General features: G+C 47.5%; 19 protein-coding genes. 7 read left to right on the forward strand and 12 right to left on the reverse strand.

All coding sequences use genetic code 11. The features are described from left to right. The first annotated feature begins 4 nt into the window (after positions 1 to 4). Positions 5 to 1,675 carry an alpha,alpha-phosphotrehalase gene (gene treC / locus ACN081_RS04915; protein WP_419107106.1) on the forward strand — a complete coding sequence of 557 codons (1,671 nt, stop codon included), beginning with the start codon at positions 5 to 7 and terminating at the stop codon, positions 1,673 to 1,675. Here treC and ACN081_RS04920 read toward each other — a convergent pair. The 5 genes from ACN081_RS04920 to nadE all read right to left on the reverse strand — a co-directional run bounded on the left by ACN081_RS04920 (position 1,672) and on the right by nadE (position 6,055). Further along, the gene (locus ACN081_RS04920) at positions 1,672 to 2,610 is read right to left on the reverse strand and encodes an ABC transporter substrate-binding protein (protein WP_419103995.1); all 939 of its coding nucleotides are present in this window, start codon (positions 2,608 to 2,610) and stop codon (positions 1,672 to 1,674) included. The two genes, treC and ACN081_RS04920, sit on opposite strands and share 4 nt — an antisense overlap. Before the next feature lie 12 nt (positions 2,611 to 2,622). Then, a complete protein-coding gene (locus ACN081_RS04925) occupies positions 2,623 to 3,282 on the reverse strand; it encodes an ABC transporter permease (protein ID WP_419103994.1) in 660 nt (219 codons plus the stop codon). Further along, entirely contained in the window at positions 3,279 to 3,953 is a 675-nt protein-coding gene (locus ACN081_RS04930) for an ABC transporter permease (protein WP_419107107.1), read from the reverse strand. Before ACN081_RS04930 ends, ACN081_RS04925 begins: the two co-directional genes overlap by 4 nt. Then, positions 3,950 to 5,041, reverse strand: coding sequence for an ABC transporter ATP-binding protein (locus tag ACN081_RS04935; protein ID WP_419107108.1), 1,092 nt, complete (start codon positions 5,039 to 5,041; stop codon positions 3,950 to 3,952). Before ACN081_RS04935 ends, ACN081_RS04930 begins: the two co-directional genes overlap by 4 nt. Before the next feature lie 189 nt (positions 5,042 to 5,230). Beyond that, positions 5,231 to 6,055, reverse strand: a complete 825-nt coding sequence (nadE, locus tag ACN081_RS04940; protein WP_419103991.1) for an ammonia-dependent NAD(+) synthetase — start codon at positions 6,053 to 6,055, stop codon at positions 5,231 to 5,233. A 151-nt stretch (positions 6,056 to 6,206) separates the two neighbouring features. Between nadE and ACN081_RS04945 the strand changes: the two genes are divergently transcribed. Next, the gene (locus tag ACN081_RS04945) at positions 6,207 to 6,704 is read left to right on the forward strand and encodes a DUF4870 domain-containing protein (RefSeq protein WP_419103990.1); all 498 of its coding nucleotides are present in this window, start codon (positions 6,207 to 6,209) and stop codon (positions 6,702 to 6,704) included. 127 nt (positions 6,705 to 6,831) lie between these two features. Here the strand turns inward: ACN081_RS04945 and ACN081_RS04950 are convergent, their stop codons facing one another. Beyond that, entirely contained in the window at positions 6,832 to 10,731 is a 3,900-nt protein-coding gene (locus ACN081_RS04950) for a S8 family serine peptidase (RefSeq protein ID WP_419107109.1), read from the reverse strand. Positions 10,732 to 11,143: 412 nt separating this feature from the next. Between ACN081_RS04950 and ACN081_RS04955 the strand changes: the two genes are divergently transcribed. Next, positions 11,144 to 12,436, forward strand: a complete 1,293-nt coding sequence (locus tag ACN081_RS04955) for an adenylosuccinate synthase (RefSeq protein WP_419102281.1) — start codon at positions 11,144 to 11,146, stop codon at positions 12,434 to 12,436. A gap of 87 nt (positions 12,437 to 12,523) precedes the next feature. On the opposite strand, the gene ACN081_RS04960 is transcribed toward ACN081_RS04955, so the two are convergent. Continuing rightward, a complete protein-coding gene (locus ACN081_RS04960; protein ID WP_419107110.1) occupies positions 12,524 to 13,711 on the reverse strand; it encodes an MFS transporter in 1,188 nt (395 codons plus the stop codon). A gap of 97 nt (positions 13,712 to 13,808) precedes the next feature. On the opposite strand from ACN081_RS04960, the gene ACN081_RS04965 reads away from it, so the two are divergent. Continuing rightward, positions 13,809 to 14,822 carry a magnesium and cobalt transport protein CorA gene (locus ACN081_RS04965; protein WP_419102279.1) on the forward strand — a complete coding sequence of 338 codons (1,014 nt, stop codon included), beginning with the start codon at positions 13,809 to 13,811 and terminating at the stop codon, positions 14,820 to 14,822. A 70-nt stretch (positions 14,823 to 14,892) separates the two neighbouring features. Here the strand turns inward: ACN081_RS04965 and ACN081_RS04970 are convergent, their stop codons facing one another. After that, positions 14,893 to 15,567, reverse strand: coding sequence for a DUF6318 family protein (locus tag ACN081_RS04970; RefSeq protein ID WP_419107111.1), 675 nt, complete (start codon positions 15,565 to 15,567; stop codon positions 14,893 to 14,895). Between the two features lie 205 nt (positions 15,568 to 15,772). Here ACN081_RS04970 and ACN081_RS04975 point away from each other — a divergent pair, with 205 nt between their 5' ends. Continuing rightward, positions 15,773 to 16,336: an RBBP9/YdeN family alpha/beta hydrolase gene (locus ACN081_RS04975; RefSeq protein ID WP_419107112.1), complete on the forward strand. Its 564-nt coding sequence runs from the start codon at positions 15,773 to 15,775 to the stop codon at positions 16,334 to 16,336. Positions 16,337 to 16,370: 34 nt separating this feature from the next. Here the strand turns inward: ACN081_RS04975 and ACN081_RS04980 are convergent, their stop codons facing one another. From ACN081_RS04980 to ACN081_RS04995, 4 genes are all read right to left on the reverse strand, one after another. Then, on the reverse strand, positions 16,371 to 17,684 hold the full coding sequence (locus tag ACN081_RS04980; protein ID WP_419107113.1) for a M18 family aminopeptidase: 1,314 nt from the start codon (positions 17,682 to 17,684) through the stop codon (positions 16,371 to 16,373). 63 nt (positions 17,685 to 17,747) lie between these two features. Beyond that, positions 17,748 to 18,809: a lysostaphin resistance A-like protein gene (locus ACN081_RS04985; protein WP_419107114.1), complete on the reverse strand. Its 1,062-nt coding sequence runs from the start codon at positions 18,807 to 18,809 to the stop codon at positions 17,748 to 17,750. Between the two features lie 282 nt (positions 18,810 to 19,091). Then, a complete protein-coding gene (locus tag ACN081_RS04990; protein WP_419107115.1) occupies positions 19,092 to 20,366 on the reverse strand; it encodes a glycosyltransferase family 87 protein in 1,275 nt (424 codons plus the stop codon). A 48-nt stretch (positions 20,367 to 20,414) separates the two neighbouring features. Further along, complete coding sequence (locus ACN081_RS04995; protein ID WP_419107116.1) at positions 20,415 to 20,870, reverse strand: hypothetical protein; 456 nt, start codon at positions 20,868 to 20,870, stop codon at positions 20,415 to 20,417. 102 nt (positions 20,871 to 20,972) lie between these two features. Between ACN081_RS04995 and ACN081_RS05000 the strand changes: the two genes are divergently transcribed. Both ACN081_RS05000 and ACN081_RS05005 read left to right on the forward strand, forming a co-directional pair. After that, on the forward strand, positions 20,973 to 22,403 hold the full coding sequence (locus ACN081_RS05000) for a hypothetical protein (RefSeq protein ID WP_419107117.1): 1,431 nt from the start codon (positions 20,973 to 20,975) through the stop codon (positions 22,401 to 22,403). Between the two features lie 136 nt (positions 22,404 to 22,539). Beyond that, complete coding sequence (locus ACN081_RS05005) at positions 22,540 to 23,163, forward strand: transglycosylase SLT domain-containing protein (RefSeq protein ID WP_419107118.1); 624 nt, start codon at positions 22,540 to 22,542, stop codon at positions 23,161 to 23,163. Positions 23,164 to 23,184: the final 21 nt, after the last annotated feature.

A 23,184-nucleotide genomic window follows, 5' to 3' on the forward strand; every position in this document is an offset into this window, starting at 1 on the left:
AACTATGCCGTGGACAGAACGCACCATCTATCAGATATACCCAAAATCTTTTTACGATAGTAACGGCGACGGTATCGGAGATATCCGCGGAATTATCGAAAAAATACCCTATATCGCGTCATTAGGAATCGATATGGTGTGGTTTAACCCGTTCTTCGTCTCCCCACAACACGATAACGGATACGACATCTCCGACTACTACAATATCGACCCAAACATGGGCACCATGGACGATGTTGAAGAACTCATCCAAAAACTCAAAGCACACAATATTGACGTCATGTTTGATATGGTGCTCAACCACGTATCAACTGAACACCCGTGGTTTCAAAAAGCACTCGCTGGAGAGAAAAAATACCACGACTACTTTTACATCCAAGCACCACAACAAGACGGTTCGCTACCGACCAACTGGGAATCTAAATTTGGTGGACCAGCATGGGAACCCTTTGGAAAAACCGGTCTCTACTATCTGCACCTCTATGATAAAACCCAAGCAGACCTCAACTGGCACAACCCTAATGTGCGTGAAGAACTCTTTAACATCGTCAACTTTTGGCTCAACAAAGGAGTACGAGGATTACGCTTTGACGTACTCAACGTCATCGGCAAAGATAAACAGCTCTGCGACGCACCAGCTGGTGTCGTGGATAAGACACTCTACACCGATACCCCACACGTTCATTCATGGGTCAAAGAGCTACATCAAAAAACCTTCGGAGCATATCAAAACGTCATCACCGTAGGTGAAATGTCCTCAACAACCATCGAACATTCTATTGGGTACACCAAACCTAGCCGAGACGAATTATCGATGGTCTTTAGCTTCCACCACCTCAAAGTGGACTACGACAAAGGACAAAAGTGGACTAACACTCGTTTTGATTTTGCGTTGCTCAAAGAAACTCTCAACGAGTGGGCTCTTCGCATGCAAGATGGTGGGGGCTGGAATGCTCTCTTCTTCAACAACCATGACCAGCCCAGAGCACTCAACCGTTTTGGTGATGCACAACAGTACCGCCAAGAATCTGCCACTATGTTAGCGACCGTAACGCACATGCTTCGAGGCACACCTTATATCTACCAAGGTGAAGAAATCGGAATGGTCGATCCAACATACTCCCAGATAAACCAATATGTAGATGTTGAAGCACACCACGCCTATCAGAGCCTACGAGAACAAGGACTCAGCGACGTGGAAGCCTTCAACATTGTTCGTACCAAGGCAAGAGATAACTCACGCGTACCTATGGCGTGGGATCACAGCACCTATGGTGGTTTTAGCGACGTACAACCGTGGCTCATGCCCACCCACGCACAGCAAATTAATGTTGCTCAAGAAGAACGTGATGGAAGAATCCTTCCCTATTATCGGAAGCTCATTCAACTGCGTAAACAATACGCGGTTATTGCCCGCGGAACGTATGCCCCCTATCAATTAGAGCACCCAGACATTTACGCATTCTTCCGTGAAGACCACAAACATCGTATGCTTGTACTCACCAATTTCTACGGCAAAAACAGCACCATTAGCGTACCTGAAGAGTTCTCTCACGCGCAGATACTACTCAATAACCGTGAAGAAGAACCACAGCTTACCCAATCAACAATTACTCTTGAACCCTATCAAGCTCTCGTGCTTCTTTACTCGCACTCAGCAGATAAAGAACACTAATCGTTCTTCTTCGAGGAGAAGTGTTCTTCCACCCACTCTTGAGCCACTTGTGAAGGGTTTGCTTTCTCCTGCCCAGAGACTCGACTATTTAGATGAATTAAGTCGTCCGTCGTCAACAGTGCAGACACTTCATCAAGAACTTGCGCTGCAGCGTACGAAACATGTTGAGCGTTAATAACGGGTATCACTTGTTGAGCTAAGAAATTATTTTTGGGGTCATCAAGAACCACAAAATTATTCTGAGCAATTGCCGGATCGGTGGAAAAAATATTAGCAACCTGCACTTGATTATCTAATAACGCTTGAACGGTTAACGGACCACCACCATCGTTAATAGGGTTAAACGAGGCGGGAGTGAAACCATATTTTTCTTTCATACCAGCTAACCCATAAGAACGTTCAGAGAACTCTGGAGGAGCACCAATCGAGAGCTGATCTTGATGTTGAGCGAGGTCAGCAAGAGAACGAATCCCATATTTTTGAGCGGTCTGCTCTGTTACCACCAGAGTATCTTTATCTTCTGCCGGCGAAGCCTGTAAAACGGCTAAAGAAGAAGGCAAAGCCTTAGGCAACGCTTGAAGTATCTCTTCTGGAGATGTTGCAGACGTTTGAGCATCAAAATATAAAAGAAGGTTACCCGAATAGTCGGGAACAACACTAATAGTTCCTTCTTCTAAAGCACCAAGGTACGCCTCACGTGCACCAATTGCTGGTTGTGTCTGAGCCGATAGTCCACGAAGGTTAAGGGCACTTGCATAAATCTGAGCAATAATCTGAGACTCTGTAAAATCTGCTGAACCGACCACAATAGTCTCAGATGGGCTAGCAGTACCAAAAGCAGTATTTCCAGAAAGCCCGCACGAAGAAAGCGCCAACGAGGTAACACCCACACCAGCAAGACCAAATATTTTTCGGCGAGAAAGAGAAGAAGTCATATCAACAAAGTCCTAACGAATATGAGAAGAAGTAACGAGCCGTTGCACCAAGCTCAACAGAATATCGACAAGAAACGCTAAAGCAGCAACAAGAACTACGGCGGCAACCATACGGGTGTAATCTCGAACAGCTAAACCATCAATGAGGTATCGCCCTAACCCGCCAAGATTGATATAAGCCATCACCGTAACCGTAGCGATTACCTGCAACGTGGCGTTACGAATACCACCAAAAATTACGGGTAATGCCAGTGGCACCTCAACCCGCCACAGAATCTGCCATTCTGTAAGACCTTGGGCACGAGCAGCGTCCACTGTTGTAGCGTCCACAGAAGAAATACCGGCATAGGTTCCCGCCAGTAGAGGAGCCAACGCAAGAAGAATCAGAGCCAACGCCGGAGCAGTAAAACCAATACCAAGCCACAATGCAAATAACGTCAACAAACCAAGAGTCGGCAAAGAACGTAAAGCGCCAGTTATCCCAACGATAAGAGACTCTCCCTTACCGGTATGACCGACCCACAAACCTAACGGTATGGCGATAATCGCAGCAATGAGCAGAATAATCCCCGAATAGCTCAGGTGCTCAATGATGCGCTGCCAAATACCGCCAGGAGCTGTCCACGCACCCTCAGCAGTAAACCATGCCCACGTTTTATCAAAAATATTCATAGCTTCCTCCACCGTGTCAGCAGTGCGCCTGCGCTAGCTAATAAACGGTCCAAGACAAGAGCCAAAAGAAGAGTTCCAATAATTCCTGTCCAAATTTCAGCTGGTAAGTCACGACGTAAACCGTCGGTAAATAACGTTCCTAAAGACTGAATACCGATAATAGCTCCCACCGAAACCATGGAAATATTTGATACTAAAGCAACACGTAAACCAGCCATCATCACCGGAATAGCAAGTGGTAATTCTACGAACCAGAAACGAGATATAGGACGATAACCCACAGCAGTAGCAGCTTCAAGGGTTACCGGAGACACTGATTCAAAAGCATCGACAGCCGAACGCACCATCATCGCGATAACGTATAACGTCAATGCCACGTAGACGTTAAGCACTGATGTGATAGAAGTGCCCAAAATCAACGGCATCACCACAAAAAGTGCAAGAGAAGGAATGGTATATAGTAACGCAGCAAAGTTGACGACCGATGAACGTCGAACCTTCCCCCAACGAGTGCTCTTTTCTGTGGAACGTCCATCTCGACGACGACCTAAAGCAAGACGAGCTAAAGGAATGGCTATAAGAGTTCCGGCAATAACCGGAATCACCGATTGAAGAAGATGTAAGACTAGCAGGTGTAACACATAAGTGCTGTTAGAAATCAGCCAGCTCACACACTCACCCCATAGCGTCGGTGGCGTTCTGCCTCTGTAGCGTCAAGAACATCATCAGAGTTTAGAAGACCTTTAACGTAGCCTTCGCCATCAACAACGACGCCCCAACCTGAAGGTGAAGAAAGAACAGAATCTAAAGCGTCACGTAAGTTACCACCTTCACGATACAGCGAACCGCCTGCAACAAGTCTGTTGTCGATAAACCATCCGGCGGGTTTTCCGTCCTCAACGTTAAGTTTCCACCGCTGCCATGGGGTATTGAGACTATCGAGAGGGTACACTTTGAGCCCCTCTCCTGAGGCGAAGGTTAACCGTCGCATGCCACGGTCACGCCCAATAAAGGAAGCCACAAAATCATTAGCTGGTTCGCGAAGAATTTCCTCTGGAGAACCAACTTGCGCTAACTCCCCTGCAGAAAACACAGCAATATAATCGCCAAGAAGAATTGCCTCATCAATATCATGCGTTACAAAGATGATGGTTCTATTCAAGGTCTTTTGAAGCCTCAATAACTCATCTTGAAGATCTTTACGCACCACCGGATCTACAGCAGAAAACGGTTCGTCCATCAAAAGGATGGAAGAATCATTTGCTAATGCACGAGCAACACCAACGCGTTGCGCTTGACCGCCAGAAAGTTCTGAAGGGTATCTTTTCGCTAAAGAACGGTCTAAGCCCACCGTGTCCATGAGCTCACACGCTTTTGTGCGAGCAAGCGAACGACGCATACCGTTAAGGCGCGGAACTGTTGCAATGTTATCGACGATAGTTCGATGAGGCATCAGCCCTGCCTGTTGCAACACATATCCCATAGAACGACGTAGCTGATAGTCACGGATACTGTGGTTTGGTTCGCCATGAACAAGAATCTCTCCTTGGGTTGGCTCAATCATGCGGTTAATCATGCGCAATGATGTAGTTTTTCCACAGCCAGAGGGGCCAACAAAAACCGTGATTTTTCCTTCAGGAATACTTAAATTGAGATTGTTAATAGCGGTAACCTCACCGTATTTTTTGGTGACGTTACGAAACTCAATAGCATTCTTGAGCTGATGAGTAGAGTGTGTTTCGTGGTGTAATTGTCCCACAGCTGTCCTTGTGTTCAATGGAGGGTTTTCGCATAGATGAGGGTAACAATCATCTGATATGTCAAACAGTACAATCTAGAAAATTATTCCCTGCCCATCAAGAAAGGTGGGGTTGCTGAAAATACTACTGAGCAACCCCACCTCCTTGACGTTATGATGATGTTCTGCCTTCGACGCGGCTAGCCTTAACTAATCTTGGTACCACGTATCAAAGATCGTGACAGGGATAGTTCTCTTATGACGAGTGCGCATAAAACGCTGTTCAAGGTTCTGTGCTACAGCGTCAGAGACCGTTTTTCCTTCAAGGTAGTCATCAATATCGTCGTAGCTTAGTCCGAGTTCATCTTCGTCGGCACGTCCAGGCACTCCGTCGAGCAAATCTGCAGTGGGTACTTTCTCCCACAGACGCTTCTGTGCACCTAATTCTTTAAGTAATTCGCGGTTCTGACGTTTATTCAGACCGTATAAAGGAAGGATATCAGCGCCGCCGTCACCAAACTTTGTGAAAAATCCCGTGATAGATTCGGCGGCATGGTCTGTTCCAACTACTAAAAGATTTTTCTGGCCGGCGAGAGCATATTGGGCAATCATGCGTGAGCGAGCCTTGATATTTCCCTTATTAAAATCGGAGGAGTTCTCCCCTAACGCATGAGCAAACTCTTGAGTAAAGCCATCTACTGCGGGAGCAATATTGTAGGTGATGCTCTGCTGAGGTTGAATAAACTCTAAGGCTTGTTGAGCATCAGCTTCATCAAATTGCACCTTATATGGAAGTCGTACCGCAATAAATTCTGCGGGAGTTCCTTCTTCTGCTAGTTTTTCGACAGCGAGCTGGCATAGTCTTCCAGCAAGGGTAGAATCTACGCCACCGCTAATACCTAAGACAAAGCCCCGAGTATGACTTGCTTTGAGGTAATCACAAAGAAATTGCACTCGTTGGCGAATCTCTTCTGCAGGGTTAATGCTGGGTTTGACGCCCATCTGTTCAATAATTTTTGCTTGTATATCGCGCATAGTCCCTATCGTACTCGTGCGCCTATCCCAACCATAGGGGTTTATCCTCCTAAAGGATGATTTATTCTGCAGCTCCCCCCACCCTCATGATGAGATAGCTACCATGGTTATCATCGAAAACTCTCAGATTCTCATGAGAAAGAGCAACACTATGAGCAACCAGCACTCCTCCGAGTCGGCCCCTCCAACCGACACAACAGCACCCATGGATTTTTATGGCAACTACGCGCATCAGGCGCCACACGGTTCAGGGAATTTTTATAATGCTTCAGGTGTAAAAATCAGCGATAAAGAACGAAGCATTGCCGTTTTATCGCATGTTCTTCCTATTATTTTTCTTTTTCTCTCTGCCGGCACTCTCAGTATCTTTTCTCCTCTTATCATCTGGTTTATCTATCAAGACAAACCAGACTATGGGTTCGCTTCAGCATCTGCAGCCCGCGCTTTTAACTTCAATCTCACACTGATAAGCATCAATATTGTGGCAATTATTCTGTCATTTCTCACCTTCGGAATAGCCATTTTTATGTTGCTCATTACATTAATAGTTACCTCTTTGATGCTGCTGATTTTCCATACCATTGGTGCTCTTGCCGCTCACCGAGGCACTATCTATGAGTATCCTCTACAGATTCGTGTTCTTAAATAATTTCTGTAACCAGTTCTACTAATTCTCCTAAATATTCCTTAAGCAAAAGAGTCCTTGTTGGTGGCGCATATAAGCGCCACCAACAAGGACTCTTGTCATCTAGTGGAATGATATTCCACAGATTGTTTTAGCGTCCGGAGAGAACTCCACGATCGTAACGGTAGATAAACGCTGCCATCTGGTCACGATTCACTGGTGAGAGGGCACGGAAGGTGCCATCTGGCCAGCCGCGAGTAATGCCTTGTTCTTCCATCCATGCAATCTCCTTGTAGAAGATGTAATCCGTGGAGAGGTCACTGAAAGCAGAAACGCTTGGTGCAGTGTACTCTGGGGATCCTGCCATGCGGTAGAAGAACGCTGCCATCTGGTCACGGTTCACAGGAGTCATGGGGCGGAAGGTGCCATCTGGCCAACCACGAGTAATGCCCTGTTCATGCATCCATGCAATCTCCTTGTAGAAGACGTAGTCCGTAGGAACGTCTTTGAAGGGGGAAACACTTGGTGCAGTGTACTGAGGGGATCCTGCCATGCGGTAGAAGAACGCTGCCATCTGGTCACGATTCACAGGAGTGAAAGGACGGAAGGTGCCATCTGGCCAACCACGAGTAATACCGCGTTGCGCCAACCATGAAATTTCTTCATAGAAGGGGTGGCTTGGATCTACGTCCGTGAAGTGAGGATCATAAGCGTTAATGGGCTCTTCTGCAGATACTGCGAGAACCTGTGTACGGTCTCCATGAACACCCTTCTTAATACCGGAGAGGTTACCGGTTGCGTTGTGGGTGAAGATGAAGAGAGCTTTAACGTCCTCGTTAGTTCCGTTACGGTGTGCCTGAAGTTTATCTCCCGCCTCAAAAAGAACAGGGGTGAGGTAATCTTCAGAGCTAAACCATAGCTCAGGTGCTACAGGGTTGTAGGTAATCACATCGCTCACCTCAACAGGGGTGCTATCTCCTGTTTCAGGATCAACACTGCTGAGGTACTTACTCATAGCCGTAACCTGGTAATTGATAGTTACCGGAGCAGAACCGTCAATACCCAATGCTGCCAAACTGATGGGCAAGACAAGAGTATTGCTGTCCATGGTATTCGTATCGAGGTCACCGAATGCGCCGTTTACGGGCTGGATGTCAAGGACATCAATTGCGCCTGCTTCATTAGGTCCACGAAGTGCTACTAGCGGGTAGTCAAGGCCCTTCGCCATGAAGGTGTACGCGGTGTAATCGGTGGTACCGTCACCATTGGTGTCGATGGAAACTTCAAATGATGCGTCAGAAGGAGTCAACGAATCCCAAGTTCCCCATGTAGAGATTCCAATACCTAGCATTGCTTGGCTTGTGTCTCCACCCTCAGCGAGGATTTGTGGAAGGTTAGAGGATGTACCAATGTACTGCAAGTCTGCAGACTGCATCGTTGGGCCGTTGAGGTCACCGGTGTGAATACGTCCACTGCTGTAGCCAAGTTCAAAAGCGCCAAGACCAGCACGGTAACCGTTCAAATCAAGGTTCTTACCGCTCAGAGAAAGTTCCTTGTTAAGAGAACGACCAAAGTCGATGTTCTCGCCATCAACCTTCAAGGTAGAAGAAGGCTTAGGAGCAATGTGTAGTGGTACACGAAGCTTCGAGTGCGCATCATGTAGGTCAAGACGTCCAGAATCAGAAGCGATGAACTGGCGAGCATATTCTCCAAGCTGTTTTTCAACAGTTGCCTTGTCGAAAGTTTTTTCCATGCTGTCACGGTCAATGTGAGCGGTGATGACGATGTCAGTCTTTTGACCTGCACCAACGGTGACAGACGATGGGTATGTGAACTCAACACCGGGCATATCAACGCTTGGCTCATAAGAAACTTCGAACGTGCGCTGAGCGTCAGATTTATTTTCGACGGTGAGCTTACGTGCAAAAGTTGCGGTGTCATCAGTAATCTCAACAACACCGAAGGATACAGAAACCTGCTGAGGTGAATCGGTGTTATAAACCAAAACGTTGTTATTAACAGCAGCAAGCGCGTCAACACGGCCGCTACCGGTACGTTCAACAGAGTAAATGTTTCCTTCGCTATCACGAACATCATGAGTAGCGGTGTTCATGATAGTGCTCTTAACCTCAGCAGGAGTGTAATCTTTGTGAGCTTCCATCACCAAAGCAGCAATACCTGCAACGTGAGGGGTCGCCATAGATGTACCACTCATGGTCAGTGAACCATTTCCGAGGCCAACACCAGCAGAGACAATGCTCGTACCAGGTGCAGCAACATCTGGTTTAACGTTTCCGTAGCTTCCGTGGTCGCCACGGGAGGAGCTTGTGTTCAAAGTGTCAAAGTTGCCAGATTCGAACTGCATAGCGCCACGCCATTCAGGATTAACCTGAATTTTGAGAGTTCCTGCTGCAGCCGCATCGCGAACTTTCGCTGCACTAGACTTGTTCAAACGTACGCCGGGGATAGTGCGGTTACCAGCGATGCCAGCATTTTCTGCTTCTACAGCACCAGCGAGAACAACGCCCTTACCGCCAGCAGCTTCAATATTGTTGAAACGTGTTGCAGAACCACAGGGGAAGGAGCCTGGCTCATCTTCCCAGTCAATCCAGACCCATTTACCAGCAAAATCTACGCCGTTGAATGGGTTGCAACCAAAACGATTATCGGCGGGAGCCATAACGACCTCGCCCATCAATTCATCAGGGTCAGCTGCATCGTAATCGAAGTTTACGCTGTAATCACCGATGAGATCCATTGGTTCGGAAGAACCTACCGTAGCGACAATCTTATCTCCGTGAGCGATAGACCCTACAGAGTTTGCTACGGTCAATGAGCTTGGAGCGTTTCCGGGGTTACCACCAATAGCGTATACGTCGTCGGAGTTTCCAGCTGCAATAACAGAGAGCACACCAGCGCGGGTTAGTGCTTCAACAATTGCATTTTCGGGGTCGTCGATGGGGCCGTAATCAGAACCTAGAGACATGTTGACAACTTGTGCCATGTCGTCAAAGTTACCGTCACCATTTGGGTCAAGAACACGGTCAAGAGCTTGCCCTGTGAGGTTGGTGCTACCTTCACAGCCAAAGACGCGTAGACCAACAAGCTTTGCTTCTGGTGCAGAACCAGGGCCAATTTGCATGTTGTGAACTTCGTCTGCGGTGAGCTTGTTGTAATCGCCTTGGAAGGTTTCACCATCAGCGTTAACACCGTAACCGGCAGCAGTACCTGCTACGTGGGTTCCGTGTCCAGCTGCTTTACAGTCGATAGGGTTGTTATCTGGTTTAGGGATGCTAGTTGCTGGGGATGAAGCATCGTAGTCGTCACCAGCGAAGTCATATCCACCCACAAATTTTTGAGGGTTATACAAACCAGAACGGCTAGAAGGCAAAGATGTTGCGTTCTTTGCTTTTTGGTACGCTTCCTCAGTACCAGGTCCACCAAAATCAGTGTGGGTGTAGTCAATACCGGTATCAATCACAGCGATGGTGACATCTTTACCTGTTTTTCCGGTGTTAACCCATGAAGCCAGTGCTTTAGTGTCTACGTCAGAAACAGAGTTTGCAGGGAATTTCTGGGTAATAGGAGTAATGCGCTCAACGTCTTTACGTTTTGCAAGCTGTCGAATAGCTTCAGCGTCACCAAGAATAGCTGCACCACGAACAGTGTTATGAGTGGTGTAAAGCAATGTTGCGTCAGAGTTCTGAGCGACAGATTGCCCTTGAGATTCAACGGCAGAGGCAATTGACTGCACGCGACCTTTAGCTTCTACCGGTGCTTTATCGCCGTTGAGAACTTCAGCGGGCTGTGTTAGTTCGAATGCGCCTTGGCCTTTGAACTGAACAAAAGCTGCAATTTTTCCTTCAGCTTTTTTCATGGATTCAGACAAAACTTCGTTTGCTGCATCCTTCAAGTTAGTGATAGGCGGTTGGCTATTGGACTCAGTAATAACTGCCTGTGCGCCGGGGAGCATGGATACTGCCATGCTGACTCCGGCAACAGTAGCTATACATGAGCGAGCCACTTTCCTACCGAAAGGGTGGTTTTTCATAGAAAACTCCTGTGAATTCAACATTACGCGAGTGACACGTAACACTCATGTTCCCTAGCATTACGGTGCAGGTCAAGTAAGAAACAGTTAATTGCCTATTAAAACGCCTAGTAATTCCACAATATGGAATTTTGGGTAGAAATGACCTCATGCCAACACCACCCAAAACAAACACCATCAGAAGCAAACTGACTAACACGCCACCACCGAATACACACAGTCGCACCACAAAGCTATAGCCAGCCGAATAAATCACTGTATTCTAGTACATGGTGTGTTTTCTGAGCCGTATCAAAAAGCTAACAACCCTCAAAACACTTTGAGAAACACAACGCCACTACACTATGGACAGCACACACCGCACTGTTCGTGAAATCCGAACGGTGAAGCACTCAAAGGAGCATGACCCAATATGCCAGCAATAGTTATCGTCGGCGCTCAATGGGGCGACGAAGGTAAAGGTAAAGCAACTGACCTCCTCGGCGGAAGAGTCGACTACGTCGTCAAACCCAACGGAGGAAACAACGCCGGACACACCGTCGTCGTTAACGGTCAGAAATTCGAGCTAAAACTCCTACCCGCCGGTATCCTCTCTGAAAACGCAACCCCCGTCATCGGAAACGGCGTCGTCATCAACCCCGAAGCACTCTTCGAAGAAATTGACGGACTCGAAGCGCGCGGAGCAGACACCTCAAAACTCAAAATATCCGCAAATGCACACCTCGTTGCACCCTACCACCAGACCATGGACAAGGTAACCGAACGCTTCCTCGGCAAACGAGCCATCGGCACCACCGGACGAGGAATCGGCCCCACCTATATGGATAAAGTAGGACGCCTCGGCATCCGCGTACAAGACATCCTCGACGAATCCATCCTGCGTCAAAAAGTTGAAGGCGCACTCCGCCAAAAAAATGAACTCCTCGTCAAGGTCTACAACCGCCGACACGTAGAAGTTGAAGAAATCGTCGAGTACTTCATGCAATACGCAGACCGGCTCAAGCCCATGATTGTTGAATCCACCCAACTACTCAACAACGCACTCGACGAAGGTAAAACCCTCCTCATGGAAGGTGGACAAGCGACCTTCCTCGACGTAGACCACGGAACATACCCCTTCGTCACCTCCTCAAACCCCACCGCCGGCGGAGCATCAGTCGGTTCAGGAGTCGGGCCCACTCGCATTTCACGAGTTATCGGAATCCAAAAGGCCTACACCACTCGTGTGGGTGCGGGCCCCTTCCCCACCGAGCTCTTTGACGAAATGGGAGACTTCCTCCGAACCACCGGCGGAGAATTCGGTGTTAACACCGGACGTCCTCGCCGCTGCGGCTGGTACGATGCCGTTCTCGCACGCCAAGCTGTGCGCATTAACGGGTTTACCGATTTGTTCATCACCAAATTGGATGTGCTTACCGGTCTCGAAAAAATTCCTGTCTGCGTCGCCTACGACGTCGACGGAGTACGCCACGACGAAATGCCCATGACACAATCTGAATTCCACCACGCAAAACCCATTTTCGAATATTTTGATGGCTGGAATGAAGACATCACCGGAGCAAAAACCCTCGAAGACCTCCCCGAGAACGCCCGCAAATACGTCGAAAAACTTGAAGAAATTTCTGGTTGCCGTATCTCTGCCATCGGTGTTGGACCCGACCGCGATAACACCATCGTCGTCCGAGATCTTATCGACAACGACTAATATTCCGTCCACTATGTCAAAGGGTGGTGTGCTGTTCCCCATTTCTCACGGAACAACACGCCACCCTTTGGCATATTAACAACGACCTTATGAACGACGCGAACCGGAACTCTTCATATCACCAAGTCCCATCACCACGGCACCAGCTAAGACGAGTACCGCCCAAATCCACCAAGCAACGGGGAAACCAGCTACTTGTGCCATCGCACCAACAGCTAAACCGCCTAACCCCGTACCAATATCAAAGTTTGAGTTCCATAGCACAGCCGCACCAGCACCATTTTTAGACCCAGCATCTGCCAAGGCACGCACCATAGAAACACTCTGTAAGAACCCATAACCGATACCTAAAATAACGGTGGAGACAATAAAAACTGTGGCACGAGAAGAACCTTCTTCCATGCCTGCAGAAATACCGATACCAGCAATACCCACCGAAGAAGCACCCAAAATAGGGGTCATCAAAATACGTGTTCCCCAACGGTCAGTCAAAGAACCACCGTATAAACGGGTTGGAACCCCCACCGCCGTCAAACATAACAACGCCAATGTTGCCAGTGCCGGCGTATATCCCAGTTCAGTTGCAAACGTAAAGAATGCTCCGCCAGCGGCAGTAATTAACGTCAAGGTCAAAAGAGCCGGCCAGATTCTAAGAATCACTGAACCAAGACCATCTACACCTTCTACAGAAGGCTCAGCAGAAGTATGCTCCTCTACCAGACGACCTAACTTCCATGCAAAAGGTGCACCCGCAACCGCGATGAGCCCACTGCTGAGCACAAAACCGTACCCAAGAACCTCAATAAGCCACGGCGCAAGAGGAGTAAAAATAACTTGCGGAATAGCGGCAGCTAAACCATATAAGCCAACAGCAGTCCCTCGGCGATGGCTAGGAATCAGGATAGACAACGCTGTTGAGCCGCACACCGTCACAATACCAAAACCAATACCGCGCAAAGCAGAACTTAAAAGAACCACCCATAGGTCTGAGCTAAGAGCCTGTAATGGTGAAGGGAGTCCCATGAATAAAGTGCCTGCACACACTGTGACGGGCCAGCCGATATAGGTCAGCATTCTGCGCACAGCAACCAGCTGAGTCAGAACAGTAACACCCATGAGCGTTGCTGTTACTAAGCCCGCCCCAGAAGCACCAGCACCTCCAGCAGTAACCCATGCAGGAGACGCCGGAAGAAGTATTGATAAGCTACTCATCACGGCAGCAAAGGTGGCAAGAATAGGAACCATGCCGGGCATACGAAGAACGTTCTCTTGCATCTTTTCTTTCTATCAGAGGAGTAACTGTCGGCAAAAACACCGACAAACTAGCGTATCACTCCAAAACAATATCTACAGAAGCTTTACGATTGTTGCTATGCCTATTCTCGTCAACACCATCAACCTGCCCGACGGTTCTTCAACTAGTAGCGATTCTTTAGAGAACACGCATTCACTATTACGTGAACAGCCAGAGTCTGTAGCGTTTATTGGAATGAGAGATCCCAGCGTTGAAGAGATGCGAAGTCTCGTTGAAAAATTTGGGATGAATGAGCTCGCAGTAGAAGACTCGATGGAAGGTCATCAACGAGCCAAAATTGACCGTTATGGCGACAGCTATTTTTTGGTGTTACGACCGGCAGTGTACCGTGACCGTGAAGAAGAGATTCGACTCGGTGAAATTCACTTATTCATGGGGCCAAATTTTCTTGTCAGTATCATCAAAGACTACCTACGAGAAGAGCAGGATATTCGTCAGCTCTTCGCTCAAATTGCAGGGCAAATGGGTGGGCAAGACAGCTCATGGGACATGATGCACCTCATTCTTGACGCCGTAGTTGATGGTTACACCCCTGTTATTGATGGTTTAGAGAATGATGGTGACGAAATTGAAGACAGTCTCTTCTCACGTGAAGATGTAGATTCTTCTAAAATCTCACAACGTATTTATGAACTACTCAACGAGGTTGCAGACTTTAAACGTGCATGTAAACCTATGACAACAATTCTTGACCTGTTAATGGGCAGGCTCAGAATGCTCCGATACCGTGATGATTCTGAAGAACAGTTAGAAATTCTTCGCCGTTTCCGAGACGTGCACGACCACGCCATTCTTGTCAATGAACGTCTTGACGATTTACGCAACTCGTTACAAAACGCTTTAGAGGTCAATAGTACCCTTGTCGCAGAACGACAAAACGATGATATGAAGAGAATCTCAGCGTGGGCGGCAATTCTTGTTGCTCCAACGATTATCGGAGCTATCTATGGCATGAACTTTGATAACATGCCAGAGCTTCATTGGAAGTATGGTTACCCGTTTTCTCTTGCACTAATGTTTGGTATATCCATGTTTTTGTGGGGGTTATTTAAGCGTAAAGATTGGTTATAAAAACGATTCTTTTTATTTGGTAGGTGTTAGATAATGTTGTCTACCTAAACCCTTATATTGACAAGGTTTCTTATTCTTCATAGTTAATGCCTTCTACCCCAATCAGCTGCCCAAAGACCCACCCCTCATCGTAGTAGAGTCCAACGATACCTGGCTTACCACGAAACATATCGCCGCTATCTCTGGCACAGTAATCAATATTTTTACAATATTTGGATTCGCTAACAGATGGGCGAACCAAGAAACGATAAAAGCCATCCTGTCCTAAAACAAAATCGTTATCTTCAAAATCTACTTTCATAGTAAGTCCAACTAACCATTCACGTTTGCTATACCATCTCCGAAGATCCCGATAAAAGTCCTGCTCATAATCATTATCCGGTGCAGTAATACGAGAAATATCATCCACATCCCCCGTACTCGAAGCATAATTACGTTCCTCAACCCAATACCGAATAAAAGCCTCAGCACCTTCTAAAGTCTCTTCACGAGCAGCCTCAGGAAAAACAGGCTTCGGCACATTAAACGCACGATGCTTCACAGAAGCCGCAACATACTCACCAGCATCAACTTTCTTTTGTTCCTCTACCGTCAGACCAGACTCGTTAGTATCAGTCAGCGACGAAGAACTAACAGCAGTAGAAGATGCCGATGGTGGTGAAGGAAGAATTGTCGAACACCCGCACGCTAAAGAACCAATACAGAGCACAACACCAGACCGAACCAGCCAGCTTTTAAACGACAATCAGAACACCCACTCCACCAGCAAAATAATGACTCAAACTCAACAAAACTTAATTTTTATTTAATCTACAACGATATGAACATAAAAAGAACCGCTCTGTACACATCAGAAAAATCTGGTTTCATAGAATGGTGTTAAACCGTTAGTGATGACATCACGTCATCTCTAAAATACTGGTCCCGTATTACTGGCTGTCGGAAGAATAATGATGAAATTTCTACTCGTTCCCGGATATATGAACTGCACACCGGGGCACTGGAGCCGGTGGCTCTCAGAAACGTACCAAGACTTCATCACAGTAGAACAAGACGACTGGGCACACCCTATCCGAGAACAGTGGTTACAACGACTTCACCACACCATCACTCATATCGCAGAGCCATTATTCCTCATTGGTCATAGCTGTGGTGGTGCACTTATCGCCCAATGGGCAGAAGAATACGGGCAAGAAACCCATAGTGCCCCTGTCTTTGGCGGTATCCTTGTCGCTCCTGCCGATGTAGAATCTGCAACCCTATACCCCGACATTAAAGCCCAATCACCATTACCTAGCGGAAAACTCCCCTTACCTCTCCATATCATTGCTTCAACCAATGACCCCAACACCACCATCGAACGCTCCAAAGAGTTTGCCCAACGTTGGGGAACAACTTTAGAGTTCGTCAAAGATGGAGGTCATTTAGATACGCCTGACGGGTTTGGGCAGTGGCCGTATCTTGCACATTTGATTGAAGAACGCTCTGGGCAAAAGTTACGCCCGCACAACTAATAGCTATGATGCGGGCGTAACTGGTCAGTGTGAGTTAGAGAGTTGGAAGAGTATAGAACCCTTCAATAGCTCGTGTCATATATGCCATATCATCTATATGGCACATTTCTCGAGCAGAATGCATAGAGAGCAAGCCAATTCCCACGTCGACGGTTCGGATACCTAGACGGGTTGCCGTAATAGGCCCGATAGTGCTTCCACAAGGAACATTATTATTCGAAACAAATTCCTGATAAGGCACTTCTGCGTGACGGCAAGCTAACGCGAAAATACCGGCACCGATGGAGTCTGTTGCATACCGTTGGTTAGCATTGATTTTGAGAAGTGGCCCGTGCCCTGGTTGAGGTCGCACCTGAGTGTCGTGATGTCCGCTATAGTTTGGGTGGACGAGATGCCCAGCGTCAGAAGATAGACACACTGAGTTTGCGATAGAGCGCAGATATTCTTCCTGAGTTTCTTCACGTGTCTGTGAAATACGTTTAATGACGTCCTCTAAGAAGGGGCCCGCAGCACCAGAACGTGTTTCTGAACCGATTTCTTCATGGTCAAACGCTGCCAGCATGACGGTATGTTCAGCTGTTTCGTCGTACCCAGCGGTTACGTAACGTTCGAGTGCGCATAATCCTGCATGCACAGAAGATAGGTTATCTAAACGTCCAGATGCGAGGAATTCTTTGTTGACACCAAAGGTTTCAGGGTGTTGGTAGTCAGCAAAAAGTAAATCGTAGCCAAGGATATCTTCTGTAGCGATGTCTTCCTCTGTGCCGTGTTCTACGAGGTAGCCGAGGACATCATTCTCGGTTTTATCGGTTCCCCATACGGGGTAAAGGTTCTGTTGTTTGTTGAGTTGCAGTCCTTGGTTAACGTCTCTATCAAGGTGTATGGCTAGCTGTGGAATACGTGCCATCGCACCGGTTGAGACGAGAACATTTCGGATGGAGGAACCGTCTTTGACGGTTAGACGTCCAGCTAGACGGAGTTCCCTATCAAGCCAAGAGTTCAGAAGTGCACCACCGTAGACTTCAACGCCGACTTGGTTCCAACCTAGTGTTGACACCGAAGACTGCGGCTTAACTTTGAAGCTAGGTGAGTCTGTGTGAGCGCCTAGAATACGGTATTGGCTACGTTGTGTCTTTTGTCCGCCAGCCCAAGCAATGATGGCGCCATCTCTGATGACGAAGAATCGCCCTGTTGCAGTGTTTTCTGGCCAGGTTTCTTGCTCTGAGAGTTCGCAGAAACCAGCTTTTTTAAGGCGTGAGGCAACTTGTTCAACGGCATGGAAGCTAGTTGGTGAAGCAGCAACAAAACGGGCAAGATCATCTATATTTGTACGAGCATCAACAGTCATGGTTCTATCCTATAACTACTAATACTTCAGAGAGGATCTTGCCCGTTGTTCTCAGAGGAAGATCTATCGTGGGATAGATTTTCCGTGAGTCATAGCAACGCTGAATGTTTGTGTATTGTGGATACCCATTTTGCGTGCTGAGAGTATCACAATGAGCACGATAATGAGTTGTATGATCAAGGTTCCGAGGAAGTCTCCTGCGGTGGAGCCTTGTTGAGCGAAGGGGTCAGCTATCCCTAGGCTTCCCATGAACATAACCCAAAGGTTGTTGACGACGTGTAGCGCGATGCCTGCTTCAAGACCACCAGTTTTCCATGTCATGAATCCGGCAGCTAGGCCCATGGTGAGCACGGACATTTGCGCCCAAAAATCGTATGCGTGACCGAACATGAAGAGCACGGCGGGGAGCGTAATCACGATGATGGGGTTGCGTATCCAGCGTCCGAGGGTTTGCATGAGGTAGCCACGGAAGACAAGTTCTTCTGCGTAGCATTGGATGGGGGTAATCGTAAAGATGAGGAGAAGGAGCCATACAAAGTTTTTACCAGGAGATTCAACGTCTGGGGCTTGGACGCTTTCGCCTAATGCGTTGATGAGCATGGGCAGTACGATGTATCCGATGATGGCGATAGCGAAGCAGAAGCCCATCCAGCTCCAACGGATTTTTCCGTAGACGGAATGTACTAGCCCCCAAGGTTTTGGTCCGGTTACGAGCCGTGCTAAGAACATGGAGGGATAAAGAAGCGCGATAGAGCCGAAGACTAACGCAAAGATGAGGGGGTCTTTGAGTGTAAGGCTTTGTAGGCTTTGCAGGTTAAGGGTGATGTTTTGCGGTCCGAGGATAGAAGCAAAGGCTATGCCGAGGGCTATGGAGAATCCGAGGTAGAAGAGTCCGCCGAGTAGGCCTTCTGCAAGGGGTGACCACCAGCGGGTACGGGGGTCGGCGTGAGAGAGACGGTGGTATGCGAGGGTACGTTCTTCTACCGGTATGTGGTAGATAAAAGGTTGTCCGACAGCGGGCTGGGGTGTTTGCTGTGGTGCTGGTTTGTGTGAGTTTTCCTGCTGGTTTTTTTGTTGCCAGGGTATGTGGATATTCTCTGGATGAGGTTGTTGTTCTACTGCCATGTTTCTAGCCTAATTTTCCTTGTGTGTTTTTTCATCAGCCTTAGGGAGTATAAAGCGTTTTATTGGCGTGTTGTGTTCCCTATTGCGAGGTTGTTATTCTTCTGTTTTTAGGTTTTTATTGTATGTGAGTTGGGTATATAGCTGATTTGGAATGTTACGGTTGTGTGGAGAGTGCAGCCTTTTCTTTTACGACGATGCCATATTCTTTGAAGATATTTGAGGCACAAAAAATGGTGCGTTCACTGTCATGAATGCACCACTTTAATTTAATGTTATGGACTGTTATACAAGTGGCTTATTGGTAGTTTTTAGAGAACTGTATATCCAAAGCAGTACGGCGCTAAAGAGTGCCGTAATGGGAATTGCCGAGAGGATAAGCCCTAGCGGTGCAATATCTTCCAGACGGTCAAGGGAACCGTGTACAGCGATACCAATCCACATCGGTGAAATATAAAGTCCAACAACACCTACCCAGGAGAACACTAACGCGCTCATTCGAATGGCTGAGGACATCTGATCAATAAATAGGGGGAATGCATCCACCCATAGAGCAATTGCTAGTAGCGGTAACCAGGTGTTGTGGTGAGACCAGCTAATGGGAGAGATAGAGACCATTAAGAAGGCGTTGAGTGCTATCTGTGAGATGAGCAGTTGACGTTGTTCTAGACGGTAGATAAGCCATGCTGTACCTGCCATGAGCAATGCAATAAGCCCGTAGTGTAAAACTTTGAGTAGTATCCCCGAACTTAGCCCAAAGTGCATGAGCCAGCCCTGAATGGAGATGTTATCGAGGTAGTTCGTGTTTCCGACACGGGAGGGGTCAGAAACCGCTGAGGTCCAGAATTCGATAGCTTCTTGGGGTAGGAAGATGAAACCAATAATGATAGTTGTTAGGAAGCTTGCGCCTAAGGTCATAATGCCTTTGAAATCTTTGCGCATCAGTAGGATAAGCCCAAAAGCCAGAGGGGTAAGTTTGATACCACCGGCTATGCCGATAAATAGTCCGCGAGGGATACGCGTAGCTGGGCGGATAAAGTCCCAAAGAACGAGAAGCATAATGAGCGGGTTAATCTGAACGAGCCCTAGCCCACGACGCCAAGGGCCTGAAAGCAAGATGATGGCAGCAAGCAAAGCGATGGTGCCGTATCGGCCGAGGCGGTGTTGAAGAGGTAAGGTACGCCCTCGTTTTTGCACATAGTTGTAGATAAGGGTTGCAACCCACCATGCAACAGCGTAGGCGAGTATCATCATCAGGAAAATGCCTACTTTTTGGGGTAAGAACGCAAAGGGTAGGAACAAAAGTGCCGCAAAGGGAGGGTAGGTGAAAGGCAACGCAAAATCTGGTCCAAGACGCAATAGGTCAATGACGTAGAGTTCTTTATCGAAGCCTTCATTATGAAAAATGGTCATGGCACCAGAACGGTACACCGAAAAGTCTAGCCCGCCGATAGTCAGCGAATATATGAGGTTACCGATACAGACGACAGCTAACGCTGCGTATGCGCATAACTGTAGCCTGTGTGTATTAGATGAAGTTTCTCGGGCTGATATTTTCATGGTGTTCTTGGTTCCTAAAGGTAACGATATAAAGAGTACATACTACCGTTATTTAGTAGTTTCTGAGGAGTTATTTTTTGTTGAAGTTGCTACTAAACGGGTGCTTCCATGACGGTGTGGGGTCTTTTGTGCTGGTGGTTTAGGTGGCTTATTTTCTTTAGGTGGTAGCGCTGCGATAATAAGGCCGATTTCTATCGCTAGTAGCAGTAGCGCAGCATAGTATAGGTAGGGTGAGGGGTATAAGCTGGTGAAACTTGTAGCGAATCCTACGACTGTTGCCACGAGAGTTAAGAGCGCTAAGCCGAGTATGGTGAAGTGCCCAATTTTATATTTATCGGCAGCTTGAGGATTGCGAATGACAAGATAGCTTTGTAGCAGGATAAAGATAATGGGGAAGAATACTTGACCTGTAATTCCCATAGAGTCATTGGTGTACGAGAACATTCCCATTGCTTGAGTGATGAGTGTGGCAACAAGAAGTAAGGATACTGGCAAAGATTTCACGCAGGCTAGTCTACATCTTTTACTCGAGGTTGCGCTCTGATTTTTTTAGGAGCCTTATAATCGCAAGTAGAGTCACCACTTTTGGGTATAAAGGATGAGACGTTGACACATCACGGTAATCAGCCAGCACGAACTTTTCTCACGGGGGCTCGCCCGATTCCTCAAGAATTTGTTGATCAGGCGTCAGGTCGAGCGACGTGGCATCGTAAAATTGGTCGGCCAGTAACATTCTGGTTGCTAGTTTTGCCGTTCGTGCTTCTTGCAAAACCTTGGGTTCCATCCTTTTCGTGGCTTGTTGTTCACATTGTGACGTTGGGGCTTATTACAACGTCGATTATGGTGTGGAGTCAGCATTTTACGGAGGCGTTGCTGAAGAATCGTTTGCCTGAGTCAGCTCGACTATGGCAGGTGCGTCGTATTTACGCGCTGACCGTGGCAGTTTTTGTCATTATTGCGGGGATGCTGAACAGTGTCTTTGCACTGACTTTTATAGGTTCTTTAGCAGTCGGCGTTGTTCTTGCTTGCCATGGTTTTTCTTTACTATGGCAGCTGAAGAAGGCTCTGCCCGCACGCTTTAGGTCTACTGTTTATTTTTATATTGTGGCGGCGTGGACCCTTCCTTTTGGTGCTTTATGCGGCGCCTTATTGACCTATCCTCCGGTTCTTCGTCATGGGTACGCTCAGTTACTTCTTGCTCATGAGGCGATTAATATTCTTGGTTTTGTGGGTATTACCGTTGTTGGTACGTTGATGACGTTATGGCCGACGATGTTGCGCACCAGAATGCACCCGCAGGCGGTGCGTTGGTCACTGGTCGCTTTAGCGATGATGAGCTTGTCGGTGCTCATCATTTTGTTGGGTGCATTCATCGGTGTGCACTATGTTTCGGGGGCTGGGTTTGTTCTTTATGCTGTGGCTATTGGGTTGGTTCTGGTGTTGATGGTTCAAACTTGCACTGTCAAAAAGCCGGTTGATTATTCTACTGGTTCGGTGTTGTGCGCGGTGTTCTGGTTGTTGGTTGCGGTTGTTGTGGCGTCATTTTTGGTGTTGAATGCTTCGTCTTTTGCTGATGTCAAGATGCGCATTTTGACGCCCATATTTGTTGCAGGGTTTTTATTGCAGGTTCTGCTTGGTTCGATGACGTATCTTTTTCCGGTGCAGATTGGTGGCGGTCCTTCTGTGGTGCGTTCTGCCAATGCTGTTTTTAATCGTTATGCGTGGGTGCGCATTAGCGTTATTAATCTGGCGTTATTGGTCTCTGTTGGTTTTGAGTATGTTGGGCGTCCTCTTCCTCCATTGACGGCGATTTTAGGGGTGTTAGGGTTTTGCGCTTTTATTCCGTTAATGGTTCTTTCGGTGAGGGCGTCGGTTAGGGGGCGTGCTCGGCTTCTTGAGGCTCAGTCTCGCGGTGAGAAAGTGCAGTTTAGCGTGGAGCAGACGACTCAGCAGATTCCGGCTATTGGTCGAGAAGTGTCTGTGGGTGTTGCACTGGTGGTGTTTGCGCTTGTTGTCGATGGGTTATTCTTTTTATAGGCGTCTAGTTCTGATTCGTGGTGGTTTTGTTTCCGGCGTGGTTCTTCCTCGTCGTACGTTGGAGAAACGCTCACGATAATTTGGGTTAGCGTATCTAAAGAGATTTACCTTGAATTTTAGGTTAGTCTAGTATCCGATGACTGCAGATAAAACTTCACGTTCTTCTTTTATGGTCCGCATCTTCTCCGGTGTGCTCGCCCATTGGCAGGTTATTGCTTCAGCGGGCTTATTAGCCGGCGGTGTGGCTGGTCTTGCCGCAACATATACAGATTATTGTGGTAAGACTGATTTGACGTATGCTCCTGCGGTGATTCGTGAAGATCTTAAGCGTGCTTCTGAAGAATCTGGTATTCGTACGGGTTTTCTTGCGGCTCAGTTGGAGACAGAGTCTCATTGGCGAGTAGAAGTTTCTTCTCATGCCGGCGCTCAGGGGTTAGCGCAGTTTACGCCTGATACTTGGGATATTTGGGGTCAGGGCGATATATCTAATCCTCATGATTCAGTGCGCGCTCAAGGTAAGTATCTTGCGTATTTGAAAGATCGTCTTGCTCCTTTGGCTAAGACACCTCAAGAGCTTCAAGATCTTGTTTTTGCTGGATATAACGCAGGCCCAGGAGCCGTCGAAGAATATCATGGAATCCCGCCATATGGTGAGACTCAAAATTATGTGAAGAGTATTAATAAACTTGCTTCATCAAAGTACAAGGTTACCTGTGACCCGGATCCACATTATTCTGTTGAGAAGCTTAAATATCGTTAGATACTTTTCACCCCCTCCAGT

Source organism: Rothia sp. P13129, from assembly GCF_048512865.1.
Lineage (GTDB): Bacteria > Actinomycetota > Actinomycetes > Actinomycetales > Micrococcaceae > Rothia.